The sequence below is a fragment of the Flavobacterium ginsengisoli genome (genome assembly GCF_029625315.1).
Lineage (GTDB): Bacteria > Bacteroidota > Bacteroidia > Flavobacteriales > Flavobacteriaceae > Flavobacterium > Flavobacterium ginsengisoli.
Window position 1 is genome coordinate 1,816,108 of the sequence record NZ_CP121110.1, and the last position, 23,419, is coordinate 1,839,526.

18 protein-coding genes and 5 pseudogenes are annotated in these 23,419 nt (G+C 33.1%); 8 read left to right on the plus strand and 15 right to left on the minus strand.

The window, feature by feature from the left end; all coding sequences use genetic code 11:
- Positions 1–36: 36 nt before the first annotated feature.
- Both P5P87_RS08450 and P5P87_RS08455 read right to left on the minus strand, forming a co-directional pair.
- Positions 37–2,476, minus strand: a pseudogene (locus P5P87_RS08450) (YfhO family protein).
- Positions 2,477–2,525: 49 nt separating this feature from the next.
- Positions 2,526–2,819, minus strand: coding sequence for a DUF4834 family protein (locus P5P87_RS08455; protein ID WP_111378714.1), 294 nt, complete (start codon positions 2,817–2,819; stop codon positions 2,526–2,528).
- A 227-nt stretch (positions 2,820–3,046) separates the two neighbouring features.
- Here P5P87_RS08455 and P5P87_RS08460 point away from each other — a divergent pair, with 227 nt between their 5' ends.
- Entirely contained in the window at positions 3,047–3,910 is an 864-nt protein-coding gene (locus P5P87_RS08460; RefSeq protein WP_278022228.1) for a transporter, read from the plus strand.
- Positions 3,911–3,961: 51 nt separating this feature from the next.
- Complete coding sequence (locus P5P87_RS08465) at positions 3,962–5,080, plus strand: GTP cyclohydrolase (RefSeq protein WP_278022229.1); 1,119 nt, start codon at positions 3,962–3,964, stop codon at positions 5,078–5,080.
- A 324-nt stretch (positions 5,081–5,404) separates the two neighbouring features.
- Here the strand turns inward: P5P87_RS08465 and P5P87_RS08470 are convergent, their stop codons facing one another.
- Entirely contained in the window at positions 5,405–5,893 is a 489-nt protein-coding gene (locus tag P5P87_RS08470) for a hypothetical protein (protein ID WP_198857055.1), read from the minus strand.
- A 123-nt stretch (positions 5,894–6,016) separates the two neighbouring features.
- Positions 6,017–7,276, minus strand: coding sequence for a cysteate-C-fatty acyltransferase (capB, locus tag P5P87_RS08475; protein ID WP_278022778.1), 1,260 nt, complete (start codon positions 7,274–7,276; stop codon positions 6,017–6,019).
- 368 nt (positions 7,277–7,644) lie between these two features.
- On the opposite strand from capB, the gene nirK reads away from it, so the two are divergent.
- The 3 genes and pseudogenes from nirK (at position 7,645) to P5P87_RS08490 (ending at position 10,388) form a co-directional block, all read left to right on the plus strand.
- The gene (nirK, locus tag P5P87_RS08480) at positions 7,645–8,976 is read left to right on the plus strand and encodes a copper-containing nitrite reductase (RefSeq protein WP_422854095.1); all 1,332 of its coding nucleotides are present in this window, start codon (positions 7,645–7,647) and stop codon (positions 8,974–8,976) included.
- Positions 8,977–8,992: 16 nt separating this feature from the next.
- Positions 8,993–9,774, plus strand: a pseudogene (locus P5P87_RS08485) (formylglycine-generating enzyme family protein).
- Between the two features lie 17 nt (positions 9,775–9,791).
- Complete coding sequence (locus P5P87_RS08490) at positions 9,792–10,388, plus strand: SCO family protein (RefSeq protein WP_278022231.1); 597 nt, start codon at positions 9,792–9,794, stop codon at positions 10,386–10,388.
- 323 nt (positions 10,389–10,711) lie between these two features.
- Here the strand turns inward: P5P87_RS08490 and P5P87_RS08495 are convergent, their stop codons facing one another.
- The 6 genes and pseudogenes from P5P87_RS08495 to P5P87_RS08520 form a co-directional block, all read right to left on the minus strand.
- Positions 10,712–11,935, minus strand: a complete 1,224-nt coding sequence (locus P5P87_RS08495; RefSeq protein WP_278022232.1) for a hypothetical protein — start codon at positions 11,933–11,935, stop codon at positions 10,712–10,714.
- Between the two features lie 169 nt (positions 11,936–12,104).
- Positions 12,105–12,837: pseudogene (gene ric / locus P5P87_RS08500) on the minus strand (iron-sulfur cluster repair di-iron protein).
- Positions 12,838–12,860: 23 nt separating this feature from the next.
- Positions 12,861–15,053: a nitric-oxide reductase large subunit gene (locus P5P87_RS08505; protein WP_278022233.1), complete on the minus strand. Its 2,193-nt coding sequence runs from the start codon at positions 15,051–15,053 to the stop codon at positions 12,861–12,863.
- A 132-nt stretch (positions 15,054–15,185) separates the two neighbouring features.
- Positions 15,186–15,350 carry a plastocyanin/azurin family copper-binding protein gene (locus P5P87_RS08510; RefSeq protein WP_340696690.1) on the minus strand — a complete coding sequence of 55 codons (165 nt, stop codon included), beginning with the start codon at positions 15,348–15,350 and terminating at the stop codon, positions 15,186–15,188.
- A 19-nt stretch (positions 15,351–15,369) separates the two neighbouring features.
- Positions 15,370–15,714 carry a cupredoxin domain-containing protein gene (locus tag P5P87_RS08515; protein ID WP_278022234.1) on the minus strand — a complete coding sequence of 115 codons (345 nt, stop codon included), beginning with the start codon at positions 15,712–15,714 and terminating at the stop codon, positions 15,370–15,372.
- Positions 15,715–15,734: 20 nt separating this feature from the next.
- Entirely contained in the window at positions 15,735–16,184 is a 450-nt protein-coding gene (locus P5P87_RS08520; RefSeq protein WP_278022235.1) for an RrF2 family transcriptional regulator, read from the minus strand.
- A 200-nt stretch (positions 16,185–16,384) separates the two neighbouring features.
- Here P5P87_RS08520 and P5P87_RS08525 point away from each other — a divergent pair, with 200 nt between their 5' ends.
- Positions 16,385–17,164: an NYN domain-containing protein gene (locus P5P87_RS08525; protein ID WP_198857046.1), complete on the plus strand. Its 780-nt coding sequence runs from the start codon at positions 16,385–16,387 to the stop codon at positions 17,162–17,164.
- Between the two features lie 36 nt (positions 17,165–17,200).
- A pseudogene (locus P5P87_RS08530) lies at positions 17,201–18,717 on the plus strand (FMN-binding glutamate synthase family protein).
- A gap of 49 nt (positions 18,718–18,766) precedes the next feature.
- Here the strand turns inward: P5P87_RS08530 and P5P87_RS08535 are convergent.
- From P5P87_RS08535 to P5P87_RS08550, 4 genes are all read right to left on the minus strand, one after another.
- On the minus strand, positions 18,767–19,198 hold the full coding sequence (locus P5P87_RS08535; RefSeq protein ID WP_198857044.1) for a hypothetical protein: 432 nt from the start codon (positions 19,196–19,198) through the stop codon (positions 18,767–18,769).
- Between the two features lie 266 nt (positions 19,199–19,464).
- Positions 19,465–19,872, minus strand: coding sequence for a hypothetical protein (locus P5P87_RS08540; RefSeq protein ID WP_278022236.1), 408 nt, complete (start codon positions 19,870–19,872; stop codon positions 19,465–19,467).
- A 6-nt stretch (positions 19,873–19,878) separates the two neighbouring features.
- On the minus strand, positions 19,879–20,829 hold the full coding sequence (locus P5P87_RS08545) for a glycoside hydrolase family 88 protein (RefSeq protein WP_278022237.1): 951 nt from the start codon (positions 20,827–20,829) through the stop codon (positions 19,879–19,881).
- Complete coding sequence (locus tag P5P87_RS08550) at positions 20,745–21,056, minus strand: hypothetical protein (RefSeq protein WP_278022238.1); 312 nt, start codon at positions 21,054–21,056, stop codon at positions 20,745–20,747. The genes P5P87_RS08545 and P5P87_RS08550 overlap by 85 nt, the downstream gene beginning before the upstream one ends.
- 316 nt (positions 21,057–21,372) lie before the next feature.
- Between P5P87_RS08550 and P5P87_RS08555 the strand changes: the two genes are divergently transcribed.
- Positions 21,373–21,639 carry a ribosomal maturation YjgA family protein gene (locus P5P87_RS08555; RefSeq protein ID WP_278022780.1) on the plus strand — a complete coding sequence of 89 codons (267 nt, stop codon included), beginning with the start codon at positions 21,373–21,375 and terminating at the stop codon, positions 21,637–21,639.
- Here P5P87_RS08555 and P5P87_RS08560 read toward each other — a convergent pair.
- Positions 21,620–23,399 (minus strand): annotated as a pseudogene (locus P5P87_RS08560) (ABC transporter ATP-binding protein). The gene P5P87_RS08555 and the pseudogene P5P87_RS08560 sit on opposite strands and share 20 nt — an antisense overlap.
- Positions 23,400–23,419: the final 20 nt, after the last annotated feature.

Sequence of the window (23,419 nt, forward strand, 5' to 3'; positions counted from 1 at the left end):
TTCTATTTTAAAGTGCAAATTTAGAGTTTAGAAGTTCTAGGCCTCTTTTTTCTTGCTAGAATTTTTACCCTCAAAATAAATTCCCCCAGCTAAAAGCAACAACATTCCAATTGAACTTATTAAAGTAATTGTTCCTCCAGTTTTAATAATTTGAGGCTCAAATTTAAATTCAATGGTGTGTTTTCCAGCAGGAACTTCCATTGCTCTTAGAACATAATCAACAGGGAAATGATCTGTTAGTTTACCATCTATATAAGCGTTCCAACCATTTTTATAATACATTTCAGAGAAAACAGCTAAACCGTCTCCATTATTTTCTGATTTATATTTGATATAATTTGGCTTGTAAGTAACAACTTTAATAGTTCCTGTTGTGTCAAAAGCTTTCTTTAATCTTGCATTTTGAAATTTGCTTTCATGCTCGTGAACATTGAAAACTGCTACTTTCTTAGTGTCTAGAGTATTCAACGCTTTCATTACGTCATCTGGTTTATTTACCAGTTTTACTGCACCTACAAACCAAGCATTTCCGTTAGCGTCTGGATTAACAGCAGGAATTTGGTTTCCGTCTTTATCCACTTGAATTACATACTTAACATTAAGCATATTAAGCACTTCTAAATTGTTTTTAGCAATTTGATAATCGTACAATTCGTTGCATTCTTCTCGGTCTTACAGCACTATAACCTCCAATAGTTTTATGGAAGTATGAAGATCTACCTTGCAATTGTCCTTGAAGATCAAATACGCGGTAAACAGAAGTATCTTTTAATATTTGAGCATCTGCAGGTGTTTCTTGAAAAGGCGCTGTAATTTGGACTGGGCTAACAAAATCTTTAGCAGAAACGTATTTTTTATCCACAAAAAACAAATCAAAAATCATTACAATCCCAATAACGATTAAAGTTGTAGTTTGAGAAAATCTGTTTTTAATAAACATCCATAACACTACAAATGTAACTACGATTAAGAACCCAGATCGTAATAAATCTGCATAATACATCGTCATTCTATCTTCTCTCAAAGCATCGACAAAACCTGGCCCGTAGCTTTCCAAATAAGCATTATCGTTCATTCCTGTAAAATGGAAGAAACTTTTAGCAATTAATAAAATAACAAGAATTCCTAAACCAAAAACTCCTGTTTGCAATAATGCTTTTTCTTGCAATTTTGGTTCGTCTTTAGCTTTAAAGAATGATTGTAATCCCATAACAGCTAAAACAGGGAAACATAATTCTAAAATAACTTGAATCGAAGATACTGCTCTAAATTTATCGTATAAAGGAACATATTCAATAAAGAAGTTTGTCAATAAAGAGAAGTTTTTACCCCAAGAAAGCACTAAAGTGAAAAGCGCTCCAGCAAGGAAAACATATTTGATTTTTCTTTCGTCTATAAATAGCGCTAAAACAGCCAAAAAGAAAACTACTGCTCCAATATAAGCTGGCGCAGAAACAATTGGCTGATCTCCCCAATACGTTGGCATTCCCGAAACAAAATCCTGAGCTTGAGAAGCAGGAACTCCTTGCTCAACCATAAACGCATACATACGGCTGTCTGTACCAACGTTTTCATGGCTTGAACCTCCAAAAATTCTTGGAGCAATTAAATTTAAACTTTCTGCAATACCATAACTATATTCAGTAATATAATCTGTGGTCATAGAAGCAGTGGTTTCATTTTTAGATCCATCTGGATTAAAAGTCAACTCGCTTTTATCTCTGATACTGTATTTAGCATATTCATTTGTTGCCATTAAATTACCTGCATTTGCTCCTAAAGCAAAAATTCCAGCAACTAGCAAAACGCCACAAGAAATTAAAAGTCCTTTAAAATCTTTTTCTTTGATAAAATTGTAAGCATAATAACCTGAAAGAATCAATAAGAAAATCAATAAATAATAGGTCATTTGGAAGTGATTGGCACTAATTTCTAATGCCACTGCAAACATGGTGAGCAGACCTCCCTTAATATACTTCTTCTGAAAGACGAGTATAAACCCAGCAATTACCAAAGGCATATAGGCAATAGCATGTGCTTTGGCGTTATGACCAACTCCTAAAATGATGATCATGTAAGTTGAAAAACCAAAAGCAATAGAGCCAATGAAAGCTTTCAAAGGATCTGTTTTTAAAACCAATAATAAGCCATAAAAACCAAGGAAATATAAAAATAAGTAATCTGCAGGACGCGGAAGAAAACGTAAAACGTCATCGACTTTACCAATAAAATCGTTCGGATAATTTGCTCCCAGCTGATATGTCGGCATACCTCCAAAAGCGGAGTTTGTCCAATAAGGTTCAGCATTTTCCATTGCTCTAAAGTCATTTTGCTCTTTTGCCATTCCGGTGTATTGAGCAATATCAGACTGGAATATCTGTTTTCCTTGTAGAACTGGATAAAAATAAATTAACGAAACAAAAATAAAGCCCAAGATAACAAGGGCATGCGGATAGAACTTATTTACTATTTTCAATTTTGGCTAGTTTGGGTTAAAATGAATCCTAAATTTTCAGGACACAAATCTAATCTATTTCTTCGTAATCGACATACTCTCCCACTTTTTTGGTTTCGCGCGGATTTTTAGCATTAGCAGTATTAATGATTATTTCATCATTATTATTTGTATTGCGATTGTTCTGATATGTATTGCCTTGATTATACTGCTGTTGTTGTCTTTGAAAATTTTCACTAGCATTTTCTACTGCCTTTTTAACCAATACTGGCAAAAAGATTCTAGCTAAAAATTTAAAAATGTAATAAAAAGCTATAACCCACATGATGGTCTTAAACAAACCTGAAAATGATGCTTCTTGCATAACTATATATTTTTTTCCAAAATTAATAAATCCATTTCTTAAAAATAAAATATGAATCTTAAATAAATAATAAAATATGTACATTTGAAATGCGTTATTATTTTTTAACCCAAAAAAATTTATATGTTCAAAATTAAAAACTTACTTGCCCGGTACTTTTTTTTATTCCACAACTGTTTTTTGCGCAATATACTGACGTTATTAATTCCAATCGCCCAGGAGAAACCATGTCGGCATATGCTGTTGGAAAATCTGTAATTCAGGCCGAACTTGGCGTTTATGGCATTAAAGAAAAACACGATTTATTAGGATATGATGCAAGCGGATTTGGCACAGATCTTACCATTCGTTATGGAGCTTTTCTCGAACAATTAGAATTTATTGCTGACTTACAATACCAAACAGAAAGCTTTGACACTCCGTACATTAGCTACAAAAAAAATAACTTTAGACAAACGGTTTTAGGAGCTAAATACCTTATTTATGATCCTTATAAAAATTATAAAAGAGAAGTAAACATTTACAGCTATAAAGCCAATCGTAATTTTCAATGGCGCGAGTTAATTCCAGCTGTTTCTGTTTTCGCAGGTGCTAATTTTGTTGGAGCAAATAATCCTTATTACTTTTCTCCTGATGGTGCTATTTCTCCAAAGGTTTCGTTGATTACTCAAAATTTATTGGGAGGCGGCGCTTGGGTTTTTGTAACCAATATTATTGCAGATTATATTGGAACAGACTATCCAAGTTACGGATATGTATTAACTTTGACGCACGGATTTAACGACAGATGGTCTGGTTTTGTTGAAAATCAAGGATATAAAAGCGATTTCTATAGCGATTCAATTCTTCGCGGAGGAGCTGCTTTCCTTCTTTCTTCCAACATGCAAGTTGATGCGTCGATAAGTACTAATTTTAAAAATACGCCATCTATTTTATATGGAGGTGTAGGTGTATCATGGCGTTATGACGGATGGTACAAAGAAAAACAAATTGAAAATAAAGCTGCAGACAGAGCTAAAAAGAATCCTGATAACGACAAAAAAGTTGATTATCAGGAAAAAGAAAGAAAACGTAAAGCAAAATACGAATAAAGCGTAAAATAACCCAGAGTCTTTTTATTAAAAACTCTCAATACCACCTTAATGATTACAATTAAAGAAGCCAAAAGCAAGAAAGAATTAACCGAATACATCAAATTTCCTTTTTCATTATACAAGGATAATCCGTATTGGGTGCCACCCATTATTTCAGACGAATTGGAATCTTTTGATAAAACCAAAAATCCAGCATTTGATAATGCTGAAGCTTATTTTTATTTAGCTTATAAGGACAATAAAATTGTTGGACGTATTACTGCTATTATCAATTGGGCTGAAGTTAACAATCAGCATAAGAGAAAAGTGCGTTTTGGATGGTTTGATGTAATTGATGATATTGAGGTTACAAAAGCATTGCTTGAAAAAGTTTTTGAATTAGGAAGAAAACATAATTTAGAGCATGCTGAAGGACCAATGGGCTTCTCTAATTTAGATAAAGTAGGAGTTCTGACAGAAGGGTATGATCAAATTGGGACTATGATTACATGGTACAACCACGCTTATTATGTAACACATTTAGAACAATTAGGATTTCAGATTGAAAAACAATTTATCGAAAGTATATTTCCTTTCTCAAATGTAAAACCAGAGTTTTTTCAAAAAGCTCAAGAACTAATCAAAAAACGCTACGGATTAAAATCTCTTACGTTTACCAAAACAAAAGACATTATGCCTTATGTAGACGAAATGTTTGATTTGTTCAATGAATCTTACGAAAAACTGGCTTCATTTGTAGCAATTTCAGATGTTCAAAAAGAATATTTTAAAAAGAAATACATTAGCTTTATCAATCCAGAATACATTAAATTCGTTTTAGACAAAGACGATAAGCTAGTAGCTTTTAGTATTGTAATGCCGAGTTTTGTAGAAGCGTTGCAAAAAATAAGAGGTAAATTATTTCCGTTTGGTTTTCTGCAATTACTAAAGGCTAAAAAACATAGTAAAGATGTTGTTTTTTACCTCATCGGAGTTCATCCTGAATATCAGAATAAAGGTGTAACCGCTATTATTTTTGATGAATATTACAAGACTTTTTCTGCCAAAGGAATTCAGACTTGCATTAGAACTCCAGAGTTATTAGAAAATAATGCCATCCATTTACTTTGGAAAAACTTTGACCCAATTATTCACTGTCAGAGAAAGACTTATTTGAAGAACCTTTAAATTTAGTTTTCAGTCGCAGTCTCAGTTTTCAGTTATTATGGACTTAAATAAATCTTCAATAATAGTTTGCGACGAATGTCGTAGCGAATTTTACGTAGATTCATCTGTCATGAAAAACCTATGTCCAGAATGTGCGCATTATATTTATGGATATGAAAATTGCAAACACGAATTTAACAATGATCGTTGCTCAAAATGTTACTGGAACGGAAATTCTAGCGATTATATAAATAGACTTAAGTCTACAGATAAATCATAATTTCAAAAATAAAAAAATCCATTCGCCCCCAAACGAATGGATTTTTCAATTTATAAAACACATCATTACTCTACTTTGCAATCTACTTTAACCAAAGTATTTTTAGCATCAAATTTTAGTTTTGATTTATCTTTAAAAGAAACTTTATTATTTGCTTCTACAACATCTCCGTATCCTTCAATAAAAGTTCCGTCTTTTTGTAGAAAAACAACTTCTCTTACAGAAGAAACTCCTTCTGAATTAAAAGTATAATCGGCAACTAAAGTATCACCTTTCATATTTCCTATTAAAGTTCCTTCGTTTTTATCTTTTCCAACCAAATTATAACTTAGTTTTCCGTTTACTTCCTGATGGGAATTAACATTAAAACTCATTTCTATTACGCTTCCATTAGATTTCCAAGCGTAGCATTGATCTCCAGCTGGTTCTAAAATTTCAGCTTCTTTTGGCGGACTTGGTGTAATTTGTACTGGCTCTGTTTTTGTTGTTTCTTTTTTACAAGAAGCAAAAATTGACAAGACAAGTACTGCTGTTAGTGTTAGTACTTTTTTCATAATTCCTCATTTTTATTTTGTGATTATGATATAAAGTTACCTCAAATAAAAAAAAATCCATTCGTAGAACAAATGGATTTTTTTACATAATTCCCATTTAAGAGAATCTATTTTTAGTGAAATTTACGAAACATCTACAGTTGTACGCTCAGCAATTTCTTTATAAGTTCCGTTAGTCAATTTCTCACGAATTGCCTCGAAAGCTGTTAAAGTCTCTTCGATATCTTCTAATGTGTGAGAAGCTGTAGGGATCATTCTTAATAAAATAATTCCTTTTGGAATAACTGGATAAACCACGATAGAAAGGAAAATACCATAATTTTCTCTTAAATCGTTTACCATCACCATTGCCTCAGGAATACTTCCTTCTAAGTAAACTGGTGTAATACAAGTATTTGTATCTCCAATATTAAATCCTTTTTCTTTAAGACCGTTTTGCAATGCATTTACGTTTTCCCAAAGTTTATCTTTAATTGCAGAAGATTTACGTAATAACTCTAAACGTTTCAAAGAACCAATTGTTTGAATCATTGGTAAAGCTTTAGCAAACATTTGAGAACGTAAGTTGTATTTCAAATAATCGATAACCGTTTTATCAGTTGCTACGAAAGCTCCAATATTAGCCATAGATTTTGCAAAAGTAGAGAAATAAACATCGATTTCATCTTGAACTCCTTGCTCCTCACCTGCTCCAGCACCAGTTTTACCTAATGTACCAAATCCGTGGGCATCATCTACTAAAAGTCTGAAATTGTATTTTTCCTTTAAAGCAACGATTTCTTTTAATTTTCCTTGCTGTCCACGCATTCCGAAAACACCTTCAGTAATAAATAAAATACCTCCGCCTGTTTCTTCTGCCATTTTAGTAGCACGCCGCAAGTTTTTCTCCATACTTTCCAAATCATTGTGTTTGTATGTAAAACGTTTACCCATGTGTAAACGAACACCATCAATAATACAAGCATGTGAATCTACATCATAAACAATAATATCATTTTTAGTAACCAAAGCATCAATAATAGACACCATTCCTTGGTAACCAAAATTCAATAAATAAGCAGATTCTTTCATTACGAATTCAGCCAATTCATTTTCTAATTGTTCGTGGTACGTAGTGTGTCCAGACATCATACGAGCTCCCATCGGATAAGCTGCACCAAACTGAATTGCTGCATCTGTATCTGCCTGACGAACTTCTGGATGATTAGCTAAACCTAAATAATCATTTAAACTCCAGTTTAAAATATTTTTTCCGTGAAATTGCATTCTAGGACCCAACTCTCCTTCTAACTTTGGGAAAACATAATAACCTTCTGCTTGAGAAGCCCATTTTCCTAAAGGTCCTTTATTGTCCTGAATTCTTTCGAATAAATCTTTTACCATAATATATGTAGTAATTTTTTTTACTTTATCAGCGAGCAAAAATAATCAATATTAATTTAAAATGAAGAGCCTCAATTATTTTTATTGAAAAATATTATGCTATCATAAAATAGTAAGATTTTACATATATTAAATTAATACCCAAAAAGTCTTTAGCTCTGTAATGATGTAAAAACATGATTAATATCATAATAAAGGACAAATAAGTCTTTTATTTTTGTTTAGAAATTTAACCCAAAAAAATCTAAACATATCATGAAAAGAACTAACAAAACCGGATTAAAACAAGCGTTCTTATCTGCTCGTTATTTATGCTGTTAATTTTAGCAAGTTGTAAAAAAGAAGAAGCTAAAAATTATGCAAACATTATGACTGAAGGTGAAATGGATGCTGAACTTACATCGCCCCCTCACGTTCCAAAACCAGTCGGAAACAGAACGGCGATGAAACTGAAACTAAACATGGAAATTAAGGAACAAGAAGGTACAATGACTGATGGTGTAAAATATACCTATTGGACATTTGGAGGTTCTGTTCCAGGGAGCTTTATTAGAACACGTGTTGGTGATGAAGTTGAATTTCACTTAAAAAACCATCCTGATAATAAATTACCTCATAATATAGATTTACATGCCGTAACTGGACCAGGTGGTGGAGCAACCTCATCTCTTGTAGCGCCAGGACATGAAAAAGTATTTAGTTTCAAAGTTATAAATCCTGGATTGTATGTATATCACTGTGCAACAGCTCCCGTGGGAATGCACATTGCAAATGGTATGTACGGATTGATTTTGGTTGAACCAGAAGGCGGACTTCCTCCTGTTGATAAAGAATATTATGTAATGCAGGGTGATTTTTACACTCAAGGCGAATATGGCGCAAAAGGTCTTCAGCCGTTTGATATGAACAAAGCCGTAAAAGAAACTCCTGATTATGTTGTTTTTAACGGAAAAGTAGGTTCTTTAACTAATGGAAATGAATTAACAGCAAAAGTTGGAGAAACTGTTCGTCTGTTTGTTGGAAACGGAGGACCAAATCTAGTTTCTTCTTTTCACGTGATTGGAGAAATATTTGATAATGTGCATGTTGAAGGCGGAAGCACAGTAAATAAAAATGTACAAACGACTTTGATTCCTGCTGGAGGCGCCGCAATTGTAGATTTTAAAGTAGAAACTCCAGGAACTTTTATCTTGGTTGATCACTCTATTTTTAGAGCATTTAATAAAGGTGCGTTGGGAATGTTGAAAGTGGAAGGGAAAGAAGATAAAAACATCTATTCTGGAACTATTCAGGAAGGTATTTATTTGCCTGAAGGTGGAACAATCCAAAAAATGCCAGGCGCTACAGCTACTAAAACAACAGTTCCGAAACGTACTGTTGAAGAAAAAGTGAAAATCGGAAAAGAAATCTTCGGAACAACTTGTTTTGCTTGTCATCAATCTGAAGGGCAAGGAATTCCTAGCACTTTCCCTCCTTTGGCAAAATCAGATTATTTAAATGCCGATTCTAAACGCGCTATTAAAACGATCTTACACGGTTTAACTGGAGAAGTAACTGTTAACGGTAAAAAATACAACAACGTAATGCCTGCTCAGAATTTATCTGATGATGAAATCGCAAATGTATTGACATACATTTACAACAGTTGGGGCAACAACAAAACCGAAGTTACTCCAGAAATGGTAAAAGCTTTAAGATAACAGCAAAACTTCTAGCATGAAAAAACACCTTTTCATACTTACAATTCTCTTTTTCTCTGCAGTTAGTGTCATGAAAGCTCAAGAAAAAGGAATGGTTTTCATAAAAGAGGGATCTTTTGTCCCTCTTTATGGAGCCGTTTCTAAAAATCCTGTAACGGTAAATTCTTTTTACATAGACATTTATCCTGTAACAAATAGTGAGTTTTTAGAATTTGTCAAAAAGAATCCATCGTATCAAAAATCAAAGATTAAAGGAATTTTTGCTGATAAAAGTTATCTCTCATACTGGACAAATGATTTTGATTTTGGAAATGCAAAGCCTAAATCGCCAGTAACAAGCGTTTCTTGGTTTGCCGCAAAAAAATACTGCGAATGTCAAGGAAAACGTTTGGCAACAATGGACGAATGGGAATATGTGGCAATGGCAGACACTAAAAAAATAGATGCTAGAACCAAAAAAGAATTCAACGAATACATTTTGTCCTGGTACGAGAAATCAAGAACGTATGAAAATGAAATTGGAAAAACTTTCAAAAATTACTGGGGAGTTTACGACATGCACGGTTTAGTTTGGGAATGGACATCTGATTTCAACAGTATTTTTTTATCAGGAGAATCTAGAAAAGACAAGAGCACTGACAAAAATCTTTTCTGCGGAAGCGGATCAGTTAATGCTTCCGATTTAATGGATTATGCTTAGCTTTTATGCGTTACGCATTCAGAGGAAGCTTGAAAGCGCAATATTCAACACGAAATCTTGGTTTTAGATGTGCTAGCACAACAAAACCAAAAATCTAATTTAAAATTAGTTTACAATGAAAAAAATAGCAATTGCTTTTCTTCTCTTATTCTCTTTTTACAGCTGTAAAGAATCTGATAAAAAAGAGGTTACGACAGAAACAAAAAAAGAAATCAGCGATTTATCAATTTATAATCTACCATCAAAATGGACAACACAAGATGGAAAAGACATTGAATTAAAATCGCTCAGAGGAAATGTTCTCGTAATGGTAATGATTTACACCAGCTGTAAAGCGGCCTGCCCTAGATTAGTTGCCGATATGCGCGATATTGAATCAAAACTGGAGAAAAAAACCAAACAGCATGTCAAATTGATTTTAGTCAGTATAGATCCGAAAACAGATACTCCCGAAAAATTAAAATCGTTTGCAATCGAAAATAAAATGAATCAAGATCCTTGGATTTTCCTTCGTTCATCTGAAGAAAACACGAGGGAGTTTGCGACCGTTTTAGCTGTTAATTACAAACAAATTTCTCCAATAGATTTTTCACACTCTAATATTATTAGTGTTTTTAATCCAGAAGGAGAATTGGTTTTTCAGCAAGAAGGTTTAGGAGTTAATAATGAAAAAACAATTGAAACAATAAATCTAGAAGCGACAAAAATATAGATATTTAAATAGGTTAATTAGTAAGGAACAAGAGCAAGTTTAGAAATAAAGTTGACTCTTGTTTTTTATTTATCTAAAAAGCTAAGTTAAGCTTCGGAGAAGCGAAATATTTATAGAAAAATCTAAATCACCCACATAGAAAGCTCCAGCGGAGCGAAATATTTATCAGGTTAACAAATTACAATCCTAATATATGATTCTATAAATATGTCGCTCCGCTGGAGCTTTTTATCTTCGCCAAACGTTTTCTATACATATTTCGCTTCTCCGAAGCTTTATAATATTATCATCCCTCTTCTATAAATATATCATTTCTCCGGAACTTATTTATTGAAATTATTGGAATGAAAATTTACTAGTGATGCCATTATTAAAACCAATCCCAAAACCAAAAGAATACTCAATATCAAAATACTTTGAAAATATCCTGGAATTGCTCCTTCTCCAAAAAAGAAAAACCAGCCTTGAAGAAACAATAAAACTTCTGTAAAAACATATCCTGAAATAAAACACTTCACTCCTATTTTTAATATTGAAGAATCAGCAGAAAGCATTTTATTTTGCAATAAAATTCCAAACAAAAATCCTGTTATAATTCCCAAAGTGGTTAAATGAATAAAACCAATTACAAAATTTCGGATTTGATGTGAAACTTCTGCCAGATTAGGAAAAAGAGTCAGCAATTGAATTCCTACTTTCAAAAAGAAAGAACACAAAGCCAAACCGTAAACCATTTTTGTAATTTTATCTAAAGAATTTTTGAAATGATTTATTTGTGGTTGCAACATTTTATAGAAATAAATAAAAGCGCACAATTGAATTATAACTCCACAAATATTGATATAACTCAAAATATCATTTTCTATAAACCAGCGAACTGGAAAACAAACTGTTAATAGCGTAGAAACAACCATTAGAAAATAAAACTTCTTAAACTTTACCTCATCAATTTTATTTTGAAATTGTTTTAAAAACAAAGCTAAAATTGCCAATATAAACCAGCCATTAAATTGAAAATGAAGAAAAAACTGAATCGCTATCTGATAAAAAGCACTTTGTTTTCCTAATGTGCTTACAGCTGGACCAAGACACCAAACGCCTAAAGTCGATAAAACCATAAATAAAACCGAAACCGACAAAAGTCTTTGTGATGGAGATTTATCTCTTAAACAATCTTTCCAAACCAAACGGCAAAAAACATAGCTCAGCAAAATATGCATAGTTGAAAATACAATCGAAAACAAAGCATATCCTTGAATTGGAAAAGCAATCATCATTCCGATTACTGAAAATTCTGTCAGCCAAAATAGACGGTTATAAATTGGTTTCTGGCTTTTTTCTTTCGGAATAAAAAAATGAACCACCAAAACATATACGATCATATAAACCCAGCCTAACATGGCAACATGCGAATGCGCATGAAGCAGAAAACTATAGTTTAAAAAATCTAAAGGAAACAGATACATAAACCGCATTAATAATCCAAAAACACAGGCAATCAGAAAATTAAAAAAACAGCAAAGTATCCAAGCTTTTTGAGAATTCATATTGCAACTTTTAAACCTATAAAATTATTAAACCATATAAGTAATATAAGAAAAATTATAAGTCTGTTTTAAATGAACTTATATTACTTATATGGTTTAAAATAAAAACACCGATAATTATCATTTTAGAGGATTATTACCGATGTTTTCGAACTATTAAAATTAACCTTTATTCTACTTCAACAAAGTCTTTTTCTAGTGTCACAGCTTTTGGAAATAAGATATTATTTTCCAAATGAATGTGCTTGTGTAAATCAGCTTCAAACTCTTTCAGCATAGCAAAAGTCACTCTGTAAGTCGTGCAAGCATCTGCTGGCGGAGTATAATTATCGGTCAACGCGACGATTTCTCTAAAACGTTCGCCTTCATTATCGTGTTCGTGCATCATCATCGCAATCGGATTGGAAACGGTTCCAAAAGATGGCTGAGATAAAATCCCGTCTGATTCTTTGGTTTTAACCATTCTTTTTACAAATGGAAATAAAATCAATTCTTCTTTTTTCATGTGCTGAGATAATTCTCCTGCACAGCCAATAAACAATTCATTGATTTTAAATAACTCAGGATGATTTGCTCCATGCACCTTGCATAATTTATCCAAAAAAGGTAGTAAAATATTCGTTTTTTCTTCTACATAACGATGATGTGTTTTCTCAATATAATCTGCCAATAAATCCAACGGCCATGAATTAAAATCAATACTTCCGCTATTTTCTGATTGTACAACTTGCAATACATTTTCTAGTAAAGCATCTGCATCGATATTTTGTTTTTCGCATACTTCGGTTACTGTTCGGTTTCCTTTGCAGCAAAAATCTATTCTATATTTTGAAAAAACTGCAGACAGTTCTAAAATCCTCAGCCACAAAAGATCCTATTGTTTTGTTTTTTAAATTTTCCATGATAATCAATTTATTTTTGTGTTTTATTTTTTGTTTTTTAATGTCAGTTCAAATACAAACCAGGCCATTGTTATAAACCCGATTCCGAAAATTGAATCTCCAATTGCTCGAAGCCATTTTAAAGTAATCATTGCTGGCTGCTGCATTAATTCTGATGAACGAGCGTACCACATTCCGTGACTAATACTTTCAATTGCCTGCCAAACTCCAATTGGAAGAAGACTTAAGATTGCCATTAGAAATAAACCAATATTTAAAGACCAAAAAGTAATTTTAAGCAATTTGGTATTCCAGCTTACATTTCGGTATAAACTTCTCAGTACAAATAATACCAAACCAATTCCTAGCATTCCGTACACTCCGAACAATGCCGTATGTCCATGTAAAGGTGTTGTATTTAATCCTTGAACATAATACAAGGCAATTGGCGGATTAATAATGAATCCGAAGATTCCCGCTCCAAGGAAATTCCAAAAAGCTACAGAAATCATAAAGTAAATTGGCCATTTATAATCGACAATCCATTGTGTTGATTTTGAGATTTTATAGTTTTGATACGCTTCAAACCCGATTAAAGTCAGCGGAACCACTTCTAAAGCGCTAAATGTTGCTCCTAAAGCCATAATTGCAGTTGGCGTTCCTGAGAAATACAAGTGATGAAATGTTCCTAAAATACCTCCAGACATGAAAATAATAGTTGCAAAAAGCACATTTAAAGTCGCTGTTTTCGTTTTCAATAATCCCAAACGAACAAACAGAAAGGCAATTACAACTGTTGCAAAAACTTCAAAGAATCCTTCAACCCAAAGGTGAACTACCCACCATCTCCAATATTCAGCAATAGCTAAATTAGTTTGTCTTCCCCACATTAATCCAGCTCCATAAAACATGGCAATTGCAGTACAAGAAACTAAAAACAAGATGATTAGGTTTTTCTCTTCTGTTTTTTTCTTTAAAACTGGAAGTAACGGACGAATCATTAAAGCCAACCATAAAAACAGTCCAACTAAAAGGAAAATCTGCCAGAAACGACCTAAATCAACATATTCATAACCTTGATGTCCGAACCAGAAATTTTGAACTAAATTTAATTTCTGCATTACTCCAAACCATTGTCCAGCCATAGAACCTAAAACAATAATCAATAGTGCAACAAACAAGAAGTTGACACCAAAACATTGAAATTTAGGATCTTTACCCGAAACTGCTGGAGCGATATACAATCCTGTTGCCAGCCAAGCTGTAGCAATCCAGAAAATAGCCAATTGCGTGTGCCATGTACGCGTTACAGCATAAGGAAGAATTTTATCAATCGGGATTCCGTATAAACCATTTCCTTCCACTCCATAATGCGCTGTTATGATTCCGAAAACCATTTGCAGAACCATCAGCAAGCTCACAATCCAGAAATATTTGGTCACCAAGCCCATAGATTTGGTTTTGCTTTGCTTGATCAATGGATCTTCTTTTGGAAGCGGAAATTCTTCTTCTTCACCTGATTTTGCATGATAGAAAACTAAGATTCCGACACTCAAAATCAGTAAAATTATACTTACTCCAGACCAAGCTAAAAGTTCGGTTGTAGCTGTATTTCCTACCAATTCATCTGAAGGCCAGTTGTGCGTGTACGAAATATCTCCATTAGGACGATTGGTAACTGTTGCCCAAGTTGCCCAAAAGAAAAAGGCATTCATTTTATGCATTCTCTCCTCATCTTTAATCGAGTTTTTCGGAATCGCATATTCTTCTCTCAACTTATCAAATTGAGGATCATTCGTAAAAAGACCTTTATAATATTCGCTTAAATACTCAATTGCGGCCAAACGATTTTCCGAAATGGTGAGCACTCCTGTCTCAGCATCGTATCGATTGGTTCTTAAATCTTTCTGCAAACGAACCTTAAGAGCCGATTGTTTTTCGGCGTCTAATTCATCATATTTTTGATTAAAATCTTTCTTAGCATAAATATCCAATATAAAAACGGCTTCTCTATGCAACCAATCTGCGGTCCAGTCTGGGGCCACATAAGCGCCGTGTCCCCAGATAGATCCCACTTCCTGGCCACCTATACTTTGCCAGATATTTTGTCCGTCTTTAATTTCGCTTCCGCTAAAAACGGCTTTACCAGAATCGGTTACAATTTCTTTCGGAACTGGTGGTGCCTGCTGATAGATTTCGTAACCATAATAACCCAGCACTGCAAATGATATACTCATTACCAATGCAAAAACCAGCCATAATTTTTTTCTCTTTTCATTCTTTTCTCATTCAATAAAAGACATTTTTATCCTTTATCAGTTTTTAAAAAAACTCCAAAGCCAGTTACAGCATTTGGAGCTTTTGATTATTTACTCAACAATTAATACACCTTTCATCATGGCTACGTGACCAGGGAAAGAACAAATAAATGGATATGATCCTTTTTTATCAATTGTAAACTCGATTGTATCTTCTTCTCCACCACCAATTAATTTAGTGTGCGCAATGATTGAAGCTTTTTCAGATTCTGGAATATAATCAGTTGCTTTGGCATCATTTGCTTTTAACGCAAAAGCTCGCTTGGTCTGTTCCTTCTTGCAAAATCACTAAATTATGTCCCATTGCTTCTTTCGGGATTTTACCAACGTGTTTCAAAGTCAATTTGATTGGTTTTCCGGCAACAGCTTTCAATTCATTTACATTAAATTGCATTTGGTCATTTCCTTCAATAACTAAAACATTTTCTTCTGTGGCTGCAGCCGCTGGAGCTTGTTCGCCTTCAGTAGAAGTTTCGGTTGTTTCTGTCGGTTCAGCTGGAGTAGTTTCTTTTTTACCGCAAGAAGTAACTGCTAAAAATCCCATTAGGATTAGTACTGAAATTTTGGTTTTTGTATTCATTTTTAAGATATTTAATAATATTAATTGTTCGCATTTGTCGCTTTAAGAAAGAAATCTCCCGATTTCACATCAGAAGCTAACTGTTCTAAAGTTGTATTTTTAAGCATTTCTAACAGCAGTCCTCTTATTTTCTTAAACTCGTGATGAACTGGGCAAGGATGTTCTTCTGAGCATTCTTTCAATCCTATTCCACAACCGCTGTATATTTTATTTCCGTCAATAGCATCTACAATCTGAATTAACTTTATTTTTTTCGATGCTTCTGGCGAAACTTCAAATCCGCCCCCAACTCCTTTTGTTGAATGAATTATGCTGCTTTTGGTTAAAACCTGCATAATCTTGGCTGTAAATGGTTCTGGCGAATCAATTTCTTTCGCAACATCTTTTATTCCAACCCTAATCCCTTTAGAAGATTTGGTTGCAATAAATATTGAAGCTCTTATTCCGTACTCACACGCTTTTGAAAACATACATCCCTAATTAATTCTAGACAAAGATATACAGGTTTTAAATAAAAGACAAATTTATCTTTAATTATTTTTCTAAAGATCAAATATTATTTATAATGAAACTAATTAGTGCCAATAATTACACATATTCATCATTCAATTCTGATAAAACCCAATTTTAATTTTAACTTTGAGAGTATTAAATTTTAAATATTTAACAAATGCCTTTAAGCAATTCAAAAGATTTAAAACTGGCAGTCCTTATTGATGCAGACAATGTGCCATATAGCAATGTAAAAGGCATGATGGAAGAAATTGCAAAACTTGGAACGCCAACTACAAAAAGGATTTATGCCGATTGGACAAAACCAAACGCAAATGGCTGGAAAGGTGTTTTATTAGAACATGCTATTACTCCTATTCAACAATATAGTTACACGGTGGGAAAAAACTCATCAGATTCTGCTCTAATTATTGATGCAATGGATTTGCTTTATTCTGGAAAATTAGATGGTTTTTGCATTGTTTCCAGCGACAGCGATTTTACACGTCTTGCCATTCGGCTTCGTGAATCGGGTATGAAAGTAATTGGCATTGGAGAAAAGAAAACGCCAAACTCGTTTATTGTGGCCTGCGACCGATTTATTTATATTGAGGTTTTGGATGGAGCTATTCAAAAGAAAAAACCTAAAACAACCACTACCGATACCAAAAAGCCAATTGAAAAACCTGCCGAGAAAGCACTTCATAAAATTGACAAACAAACCATTGAACTTATTGAGGCTACAATCGAAGATATTGAAGATGACGATGGTTGGGCATTTCTTGGTGATGTCGGGAATCTGATCGTCAAGAAAAAACCCGAATTTGACCCTCGAAACTATGGTTTCTCTAAATTGACTCCGATGCTTAAATCATTGACTGATATTCTGGAAATTGACGAAAGAGAGTCAGACAAAAAAGGAATCAAACACGTTTATGTACGTCTAAGATTCAACTAATTATCACATTTATTACCTATTTAATTTTTTAAAAACATGAGAAAAAAATTCTTTATTTACGGATTCTTATTGTTTCTAATTGTTGCTCGCAATTTATTACTATACTGGACGAGGTTATTTGCTCGTATTTATTATTCCAATCTTACTAATTGTAGGAGTTTATAATGCATCTCAAGAAAAACACGCTATTTTAAGAAACTTTCCTGTTCTAGGTTATTTCAGATATTTATTTGAAATGATCGCGCCTGAGATTCAGCAATATTTTATTGAAAGATCTACAGACGGAAAACCTTTTTCTAGAAATCAGCGTTCTTTAGTGTATCAAAGAGCTAAAAATATTGATTCGAGCACTCCATTTGGAACACAATTAAACTTAAATACTGAAAACTACGAAGGAATCAAGCATTCTATTTTTCCTGCAAAAGTAAACGAAGAATTACCTCGTGTATTAGTTGGAGGAAAAGATTGCAAACAACCTTATTCTGCTTCTTTATTTAACGTTTCGGCAATGAGTTTCGGTTCACTGAGCGAACATGCAGTTCGCGCCATTAATATTGGAGCAAAAAAAGGAAATTTCTACCAAAACACAGGAGAAGGTGGATTAACTGAATTTCACCTTGCCGGAGGCGGAGATATTACTTGGCAGATTGGTACAGGATATTTTGGCTGTCGTGATGCCGAAGGAAATTTTAGTCCTGAAAATTTCTCAGAAAAAGCAAATCTTCCAAATGTAAAGATGATCGAGATTAAAATTTCTCAAGGTGCAAAACCAGGTCATGGAGGTGTGTTGCCTGCAGCTAAAAACACAGAACAGATTGCTAAAATTAGAGGGGTTGTACCACATACGATGATTCTTTCTCCTCCAGGCCATCATGCTTTTTCTGATGCTAATGGATTAATTAAGTTTATTAAACAATTACGCGAGTTATCTAACGGAAAACCAATCGGATTTAAATTATGTATTGGCAATACTGAGGAGTTTGAAGCAATCTGCCAAGAGATGATCAATGAAGACACTTATCCCGATTTCATTACCGTTGATGGTGCAGAAGGTGGAACTGGAGCTGCTCCGCTTGAATTCGCAGATGGTGTTGGAATGCCTTTTGAACCTGCATTGATCTTTGTAAATAAAACTTTAGTGCGCTTAGGTATTCGTGATAAAATGCGCATTATTGGAAGTGGAAAAATCATTTCGGGTTATTCTATTTTACATGCCATTGCACTTGGAGCAGATATGTGTAACAGCGCAAGAGGATTTATGTTTTCTTTAGGTTGCATTCAAGCTTTACGTTGTCATAATAACGAATGTCCAACGGGAGTCGCAACACAAAACAAAATGCTAATGAAAGGTTTGGTTGTTACTGATAAATCTGAAAGAGTGTATCACTTCCATAAAAATACGCTTCATGCCGCAAATGAACTTTTGGCTGCAGACTGGAAAAACATCATTTGCAGATGTTGATATTAATATTTTTATGAGAGGAGATGAGTTTACCAACTTGTCAGAACTTTATTTCCCTGATAATTTGAAAAACGTTACTCAGTTCTCATAAAAAAATCCTCTTCAAATGAAGAGGATTTTTTTTTATGCATAATATTCAATTATAATTTTGCCGTTTCTTTTCCTGCTTTTGCAGTTCCTTCTAAAACCGCTAACTCATCTTGATCTACTACTTCTTGGGCTAAAATAGCATTATTATAAGCTAAAAAATAGACGTCGAATTTTACTCCTTCAGCAATAAGAGAAGAAGAAATCTGATCATTCTTAATCATCTCTTTTAATAAGTCTGGAAATGATTCTTTGTAGGCTAGTTTATTTGCATCGTTTTCTTCTAAATTGGTTTCAATTCTAATTTCGATTTTATTGTCATTTAGAAACGCTTTTGCTGATGTACTCGTAATTCCGCTTCCTTTTATAGAGACAGAATTATTGTAATTACTTACATGTTCCTGTATTTTTTGCTTGGTATTTTTACAGCTTACCAAGAATAATGCAAAGGCGAATGCGAATGCGATTTGGGTAATTTTTTTCATAATTTTTTGGTTTAATAGTTATTTTTTAACTCAAACATAATTAATTCATAACACAAAAACAATATTCAATTACAAAAATCACATACACAATTCTTTGAATACAAACCAATTACCTGCTTAAAAAGAGGGATATTTGTAAGAATAAAACGTTTATTCTACACTTAACTTTTAGTCGTAAACATAAAAAAGTCTCTTTAAAATTTATTTAAAGAGACTTTCAATATGTAAGAATTAAAATAATTTGTATTTCTACAAAACTCCATTTATTATTTCAAAAAATCTTTAAGCGATTCGCCCGTTAGTGTTTCTTTATCTAAAACAGTATTATCATCTGCTAGAAAATAAACATCAAATTGAACCCCTTCTTCTATTAATTGTCTTGGAATCTCGTCTTTATCAATCATCAATTTTATTAATTTTGAAAAAGAAATAACAGCTGCCGACTTATTTGCTTCATTTTGTTCCAAATCGGTTTCAAAACGCAACTCTATTTTATCATCATTAATATAACCTCTTGCTGTAGTAAGTGTTACATTTTCAGCTCTAAAACTTGGCGCAATAGTTTTGTTGTAGGTTACAACATACTCTTGAAGTTTTTGTTTGGTATTTTTACAGCTCGCAAGCATTAATACCATCATTATTGCAAAGGCAATTTGGCTTATTTTCTTTAGCATAATATTCTATTTTAATTTTTGAAGTCTTAATAATGCCTCAAGATAATAATAATCTGCGTAATTTATAGAACAATCGATCTCACTGTTTGCTGGTTTATGTCCTGTTGAATGCAATAAAAATGCTGAATTAACATCATGACTCTGATAATGATCTGAAAGCGAAACGATCATCTTTTTAGCTTTTGTCAAATATTCAGCTTTTAAATTCTTGTCTTTTGTGTACGAACTTAATTCTAAAAGTGCAGACGAAACAATAGCCGCCGCCGAAGCATCTCGAGGCTCATTTGGAATGTTTGGCGCATTAAAATCCCAATACGGAATTAAATCTTCTGTTGTTAATTTATCTAAATAAACACGGGCTAATTTATGTGCAAAATCTAAAAACTTAGTATCTTTTGTTTCTCTATAGGTCATTGTAAAACCATAAATAGCCCATGCTTGGCCACGCGCCCACATACTATCATCACTATATCCTTGGGCTGTTCTTCCTTTTATCTTTTTTCCCGTTTCGAAATCGTAAATGATTACGTGATAAGAAGTATTATCTGGTCTAAAATGATTTGCCATTGTGGTTTCGGCATGCTTTACAGCTATGTCGTATAAATTTTTACTTCCGCCATTTTTTGAAGCCCAAAACAAAAGCTCTAAATTCATCATATTGTCTATAATCGTATTATGCCCACCCATTTTATTATGTGGCCAAGATTGTATTGTTCCCACTTTCGGATTAAAAAGTGTAGCAAGCGTATCGGCAGTTTTTAGAATGATTTCTTTGTATTCCTTATTTTTGGTCAATCGATATCCGTTTCCGAAACTATTGAAAACCTGAAAACCTAAATCATGATCTGCAGCTTTTGTAATCGATAAAGGCGTTAAGAAACGAGTAAATTTATCGGCTTCTTTTTCCCATTTTTTATCTTTTGTCGCTTCATATAAAAACCATAATTCTCCGGCCAAAATCCGCTTGTCCAATCTTTATAGTCAACAAATTTCCATTCTTTACTTCCGTTTGAAACTGTTCTTGGCGAAGTTCCGTCATTCGGAATTACTTGTAACGTTTTTGAAGCTTGTTCTGCACAGTAATCTAACTGTTTTTTAATATTAAATGTTTTGTCTTTTTGAGAATAACCTTGATTTCCTAGAATAAACAATGAGGCAATCAGAGTGAAAATTTTTGCATTCATGTGGTAGATAGTTTGTTTAATCGATAAATTTATGAAATAAAAAATTTCTAATAGAGTTTTGTATTTTTTGACACCTAAAAATGTATTATTGATTACCTCATTCTACAAACCTTTGATCTAGTTTGTCATTCCAGAATAACGAGACTTAATCTCTTTTAAAAATTTCATATAAATTTGTTGCACCTAAAGTAATCTCAACTTGAACAAAACCAGAATATACTATTTCGCAATTTTTCTAAGTATCATTTTCCTCGGAATCCTTTCTAGAAAAATCCCTTTTATCCCTTTATGGATTGGCGATTTTCTTTATGCAGTAATGATTTACTTTTTAGTTAGAATATTTCTCCCGTTCAAAAACGCATTTTTGATATTCTTTCTTTCGCTGTTAATTTGTTATTGCATTGAATTTCTTCAATTGTATCAAGCGGAATGGATCATTGAATTAAGAAAAACTCTTTTTGGAAGATACGTTCTAGGTCAAGGTTTTTTATGGTCGGATATTCTGGCTTACACTTTTGGAATTTTTTCAGCTTTTATCTCAGAAAAAATCATTCTAAAATTTTTCACTCAAAAGTCTGAGTAATTTTATCAATATTCAAGCTGTTAGCCATTGCCATAAATATTTGGTAATAAGTTCCTTTATTATCGTATAGTTCGTCGTGAGTTCCTTTTTCTACACATCTTCCTTTTTCTAAAACAATGATATTGGAAGCATCAATAATCTGAGAAATACTATGCGATATTATAATAACAGTTCTGTCTTTTTTAATTGCATCCAAAGATTTCTTAATTTGCTCTGTTGCAATTGCATCTAAACTTGCCGTTGGTTCGTCAAGAAAAATTATAGGAGGATTTTTCAAAAACAACCTTGCAATTGCAATTCGTTGCTGCTGACCGCCAGAAAGCAAATGCGCATCAGAATCGTAGCTTTTTGGCAATTGGATCACTTGTTCATGAATATACGCCTGTTTTGCGGCTTCGATTACTTCTTCTTGAGAAGCTTCGGGATTTCCGTATAAAATGTTTTCGGCAATTGTTCCTTTAAAAATATGATTCTTCTGAAGCACTAATCCAATGTTTTTACGCAGAAAATCGGTATTGTAATCTATTAAATCTACTCCATCTAAAAAGATTTGTCCTGATGATGGCAGATAAAACTTATCTAATAAATTAATAATAGTACTTTTTCCCGCACCACTTAATCCTACCAGAGCCGATGTCTCATTTGGTTTAACTGTAAAATTAATATCGTAAAGCGCCTGTGTTCCGTTTGGATAAACAAAATCGACATTTTTAACCTCAATTAATCCAACAATTTTTTCTGGAATATAATTGCCGCTGGTTTCTACTTCCTGTTCTGATTCTAAAATATCAAAAAAGCCTTCTGAATAAATCAGCGCATCATTTACCTCGTCATAAATACGATGCAATTGCCTAATTGGCGACGAAACGTTATTAAAAAGCATAATATGAAACATAATCGCTCCAATTGTCATTTGATTATTCAAAACAAAATAAGCAGTCAAAATGATAATAATTACCACTCCTATCTGTTCGACAAAGCTTTTAATGCTTTCAAAAATAAAGCTAGTCTTTCTCGTTTGGAGCTGATTTTCGGTCATCTCAAACTGAATCTTTTCATGCCGATCTGCTTCTGTCGACTCACGCACAAAGGATTTAATTACTGTTATGGATTCAATTAAACTAATGATTCCGTTATTTTTAGTCTCACGGTAATTTCGCATTCTTCGTCTGAATCCGCTCAATTTAGTTGCTTGTAACTGACTAATATAAAAGTAAATCGGGATAATACACAAACTTACCAAACCCACATAAACATTGGCATAAAACATAATTACTAAAGCCACAAAAGCATTGGCAAATAAAGGCAGAATATCAATAAAAAAGTTCTGAACTAATCTCGTCAAACTGCTAATTCCGGCATCAATTCTAGTTTGAAGTTTTCCGCTTTCATTTTCATCAGAAGTGTAAAATTCCATTCTATAGCTCAGAATTTTTTCGACAATAGTTTGCGAAATATCTCGAGTAATGAAAATACGGAGTTTTTCTCCATAAAATTTTTGTCCAAACTGCACAACAGAATTTACCAATTCTTTAGTCAACAACACCACACTAATAATGCCTAACAAATGGAATCCTTTAGATAATGGTTCATGGGCAACCATCAGGTTGTTTATAGTATCTACAGTATATTTTAGAATAACGGCATTTACTTGTGCTTGCAAACGAACCTAAAAAAGTTAGAAGTAAAGTTGCGGCTACCATTTTTCTGTATGGCTTAACAAAAGGTAGGATTTTTTTATATAATACAGATAATTGCATTTATTTCATTTTTAAGCCAC

What these genes read in the sequence shown, in the direction of transcription:
- P5P87_RS08455 (WP_111378714.1), bottom strand. Translation starts at nt 2,819, where the DNA reads ATGCAAGAAGCATCATTTTCAGGTTTGTTTAAGACCATCATGTGGGTT.
- P5P87_RS08460 (WP_278022228.1), top strand. Translation starts at nt 3,047, where the DNA reads ATGTCGGCATATGCTGTTGGAAAATCTGTAATTCAGGCCGAACTTGGC.
- P5P87_RS08465 (WP_278022229.1), top strand. Translation starts at nt 3,962, where the DNA reads ATGATTACAATTAAAGAAGCCAAAAGCAAGAAAGAATTAACCGAATAC.
- P5P87_RS08470 (WP_198857055.1), bottom strand. Translation starts at nt 5,893, where the DNA reads ATGAAAAAAGTACTAACACTAACAGCAGTACTTGTCTTGTCAATTTTT.
- capB (WP_278022778.1), bottom strand. Translation starts at nt 7,276, where the DNA reads ATGGTAAAAGATTTATTCGAAAGAATTCAGGACAATAAAGGACCTTTA.
- nirK (WP_422854095.1), top strand. Translation starts at nt 7,645, where the DNA reads ATGACTGAAGGTGAAATGGATGCTGAACTTACATCGCCCCCTCACGTT.
- P5P87_RS08490 (WP_278022231.1), top strand. Translation starts at nt 9,792, where the DNA reads ATGAAAAAAATAGCAATTGCTTTTCTTCTCTTATTCTCTTTTTACAGC.
- P5P87_RS08495 (WP_278022232.1), bottom strand. Translation starts at nt 11,935, where the DNA reads ATGAATTCTCAAAAAGCTTGGATACTTTGCTGTTTTTTTAATTTTCTG.
- P5P87_RS08505 (WP_278022233.1), bottom strand. Translation starts at nt 15,053, where the DNA reads ATGAGTATATCATTTGCAGTGCTGGGTTATTATGGTTACGAAATCTAT.
- P5P87_RS08515 (WP_278022234.1), bottom strand. Translation starts at nt 15,714, where the DNA reads ATGAATACAAAAACCAAAATTTCAGTACTAATCCTAATGGGATTTTTA.
- P5P87_RS08520 (WP_278022235.1), bottom strand. Translation starts at nt 16,184, where the DNA reads ATGTTTTCAAAAGCGTGTGAGTACGGAATAAGAGCTTCAATATTTATT.
- P5P87_RS08525 (WP_198857046.1), top strand. Translation starts at nt 16,385, where the DNA reads ATGCCTTTAAGCAATTCAAAAGATTTAAAACTGGCAGTCCTTATTGAT.
- P5P87_RS08535 (WP_198857044.1), bottom strand. Translation starts at nt 19,198, where the DNA reads ATGAAAAAAATTACCCAAATCGCATTCGCATTCGCCTTTGCATTATTC.
- P5P87_RS08540 (WP_278022236.1), bottom strand. Translation starts at nt 19,872, where the DNA reads ATGCTAAAGAAAATAAGCCAAATTGCCTTTGCAATAATGATGGTATTA.
- P5P87_RS08550 (WP_278022238.1), bottom strand. Translation starts at nt 21,056, where the DNA reads ATGAATGCAAAAATTTTCACTCTGATTGCCTCATTGTTTATTCTAGGA.
- P5P87_RS08555 (WP_278022780.1), top strand. Translation starts at nt 21,373, where the DNA reads ATGATTTACTTTTTAGTTAGAATATTTCTCCCGTTCAAAAACGCATTT.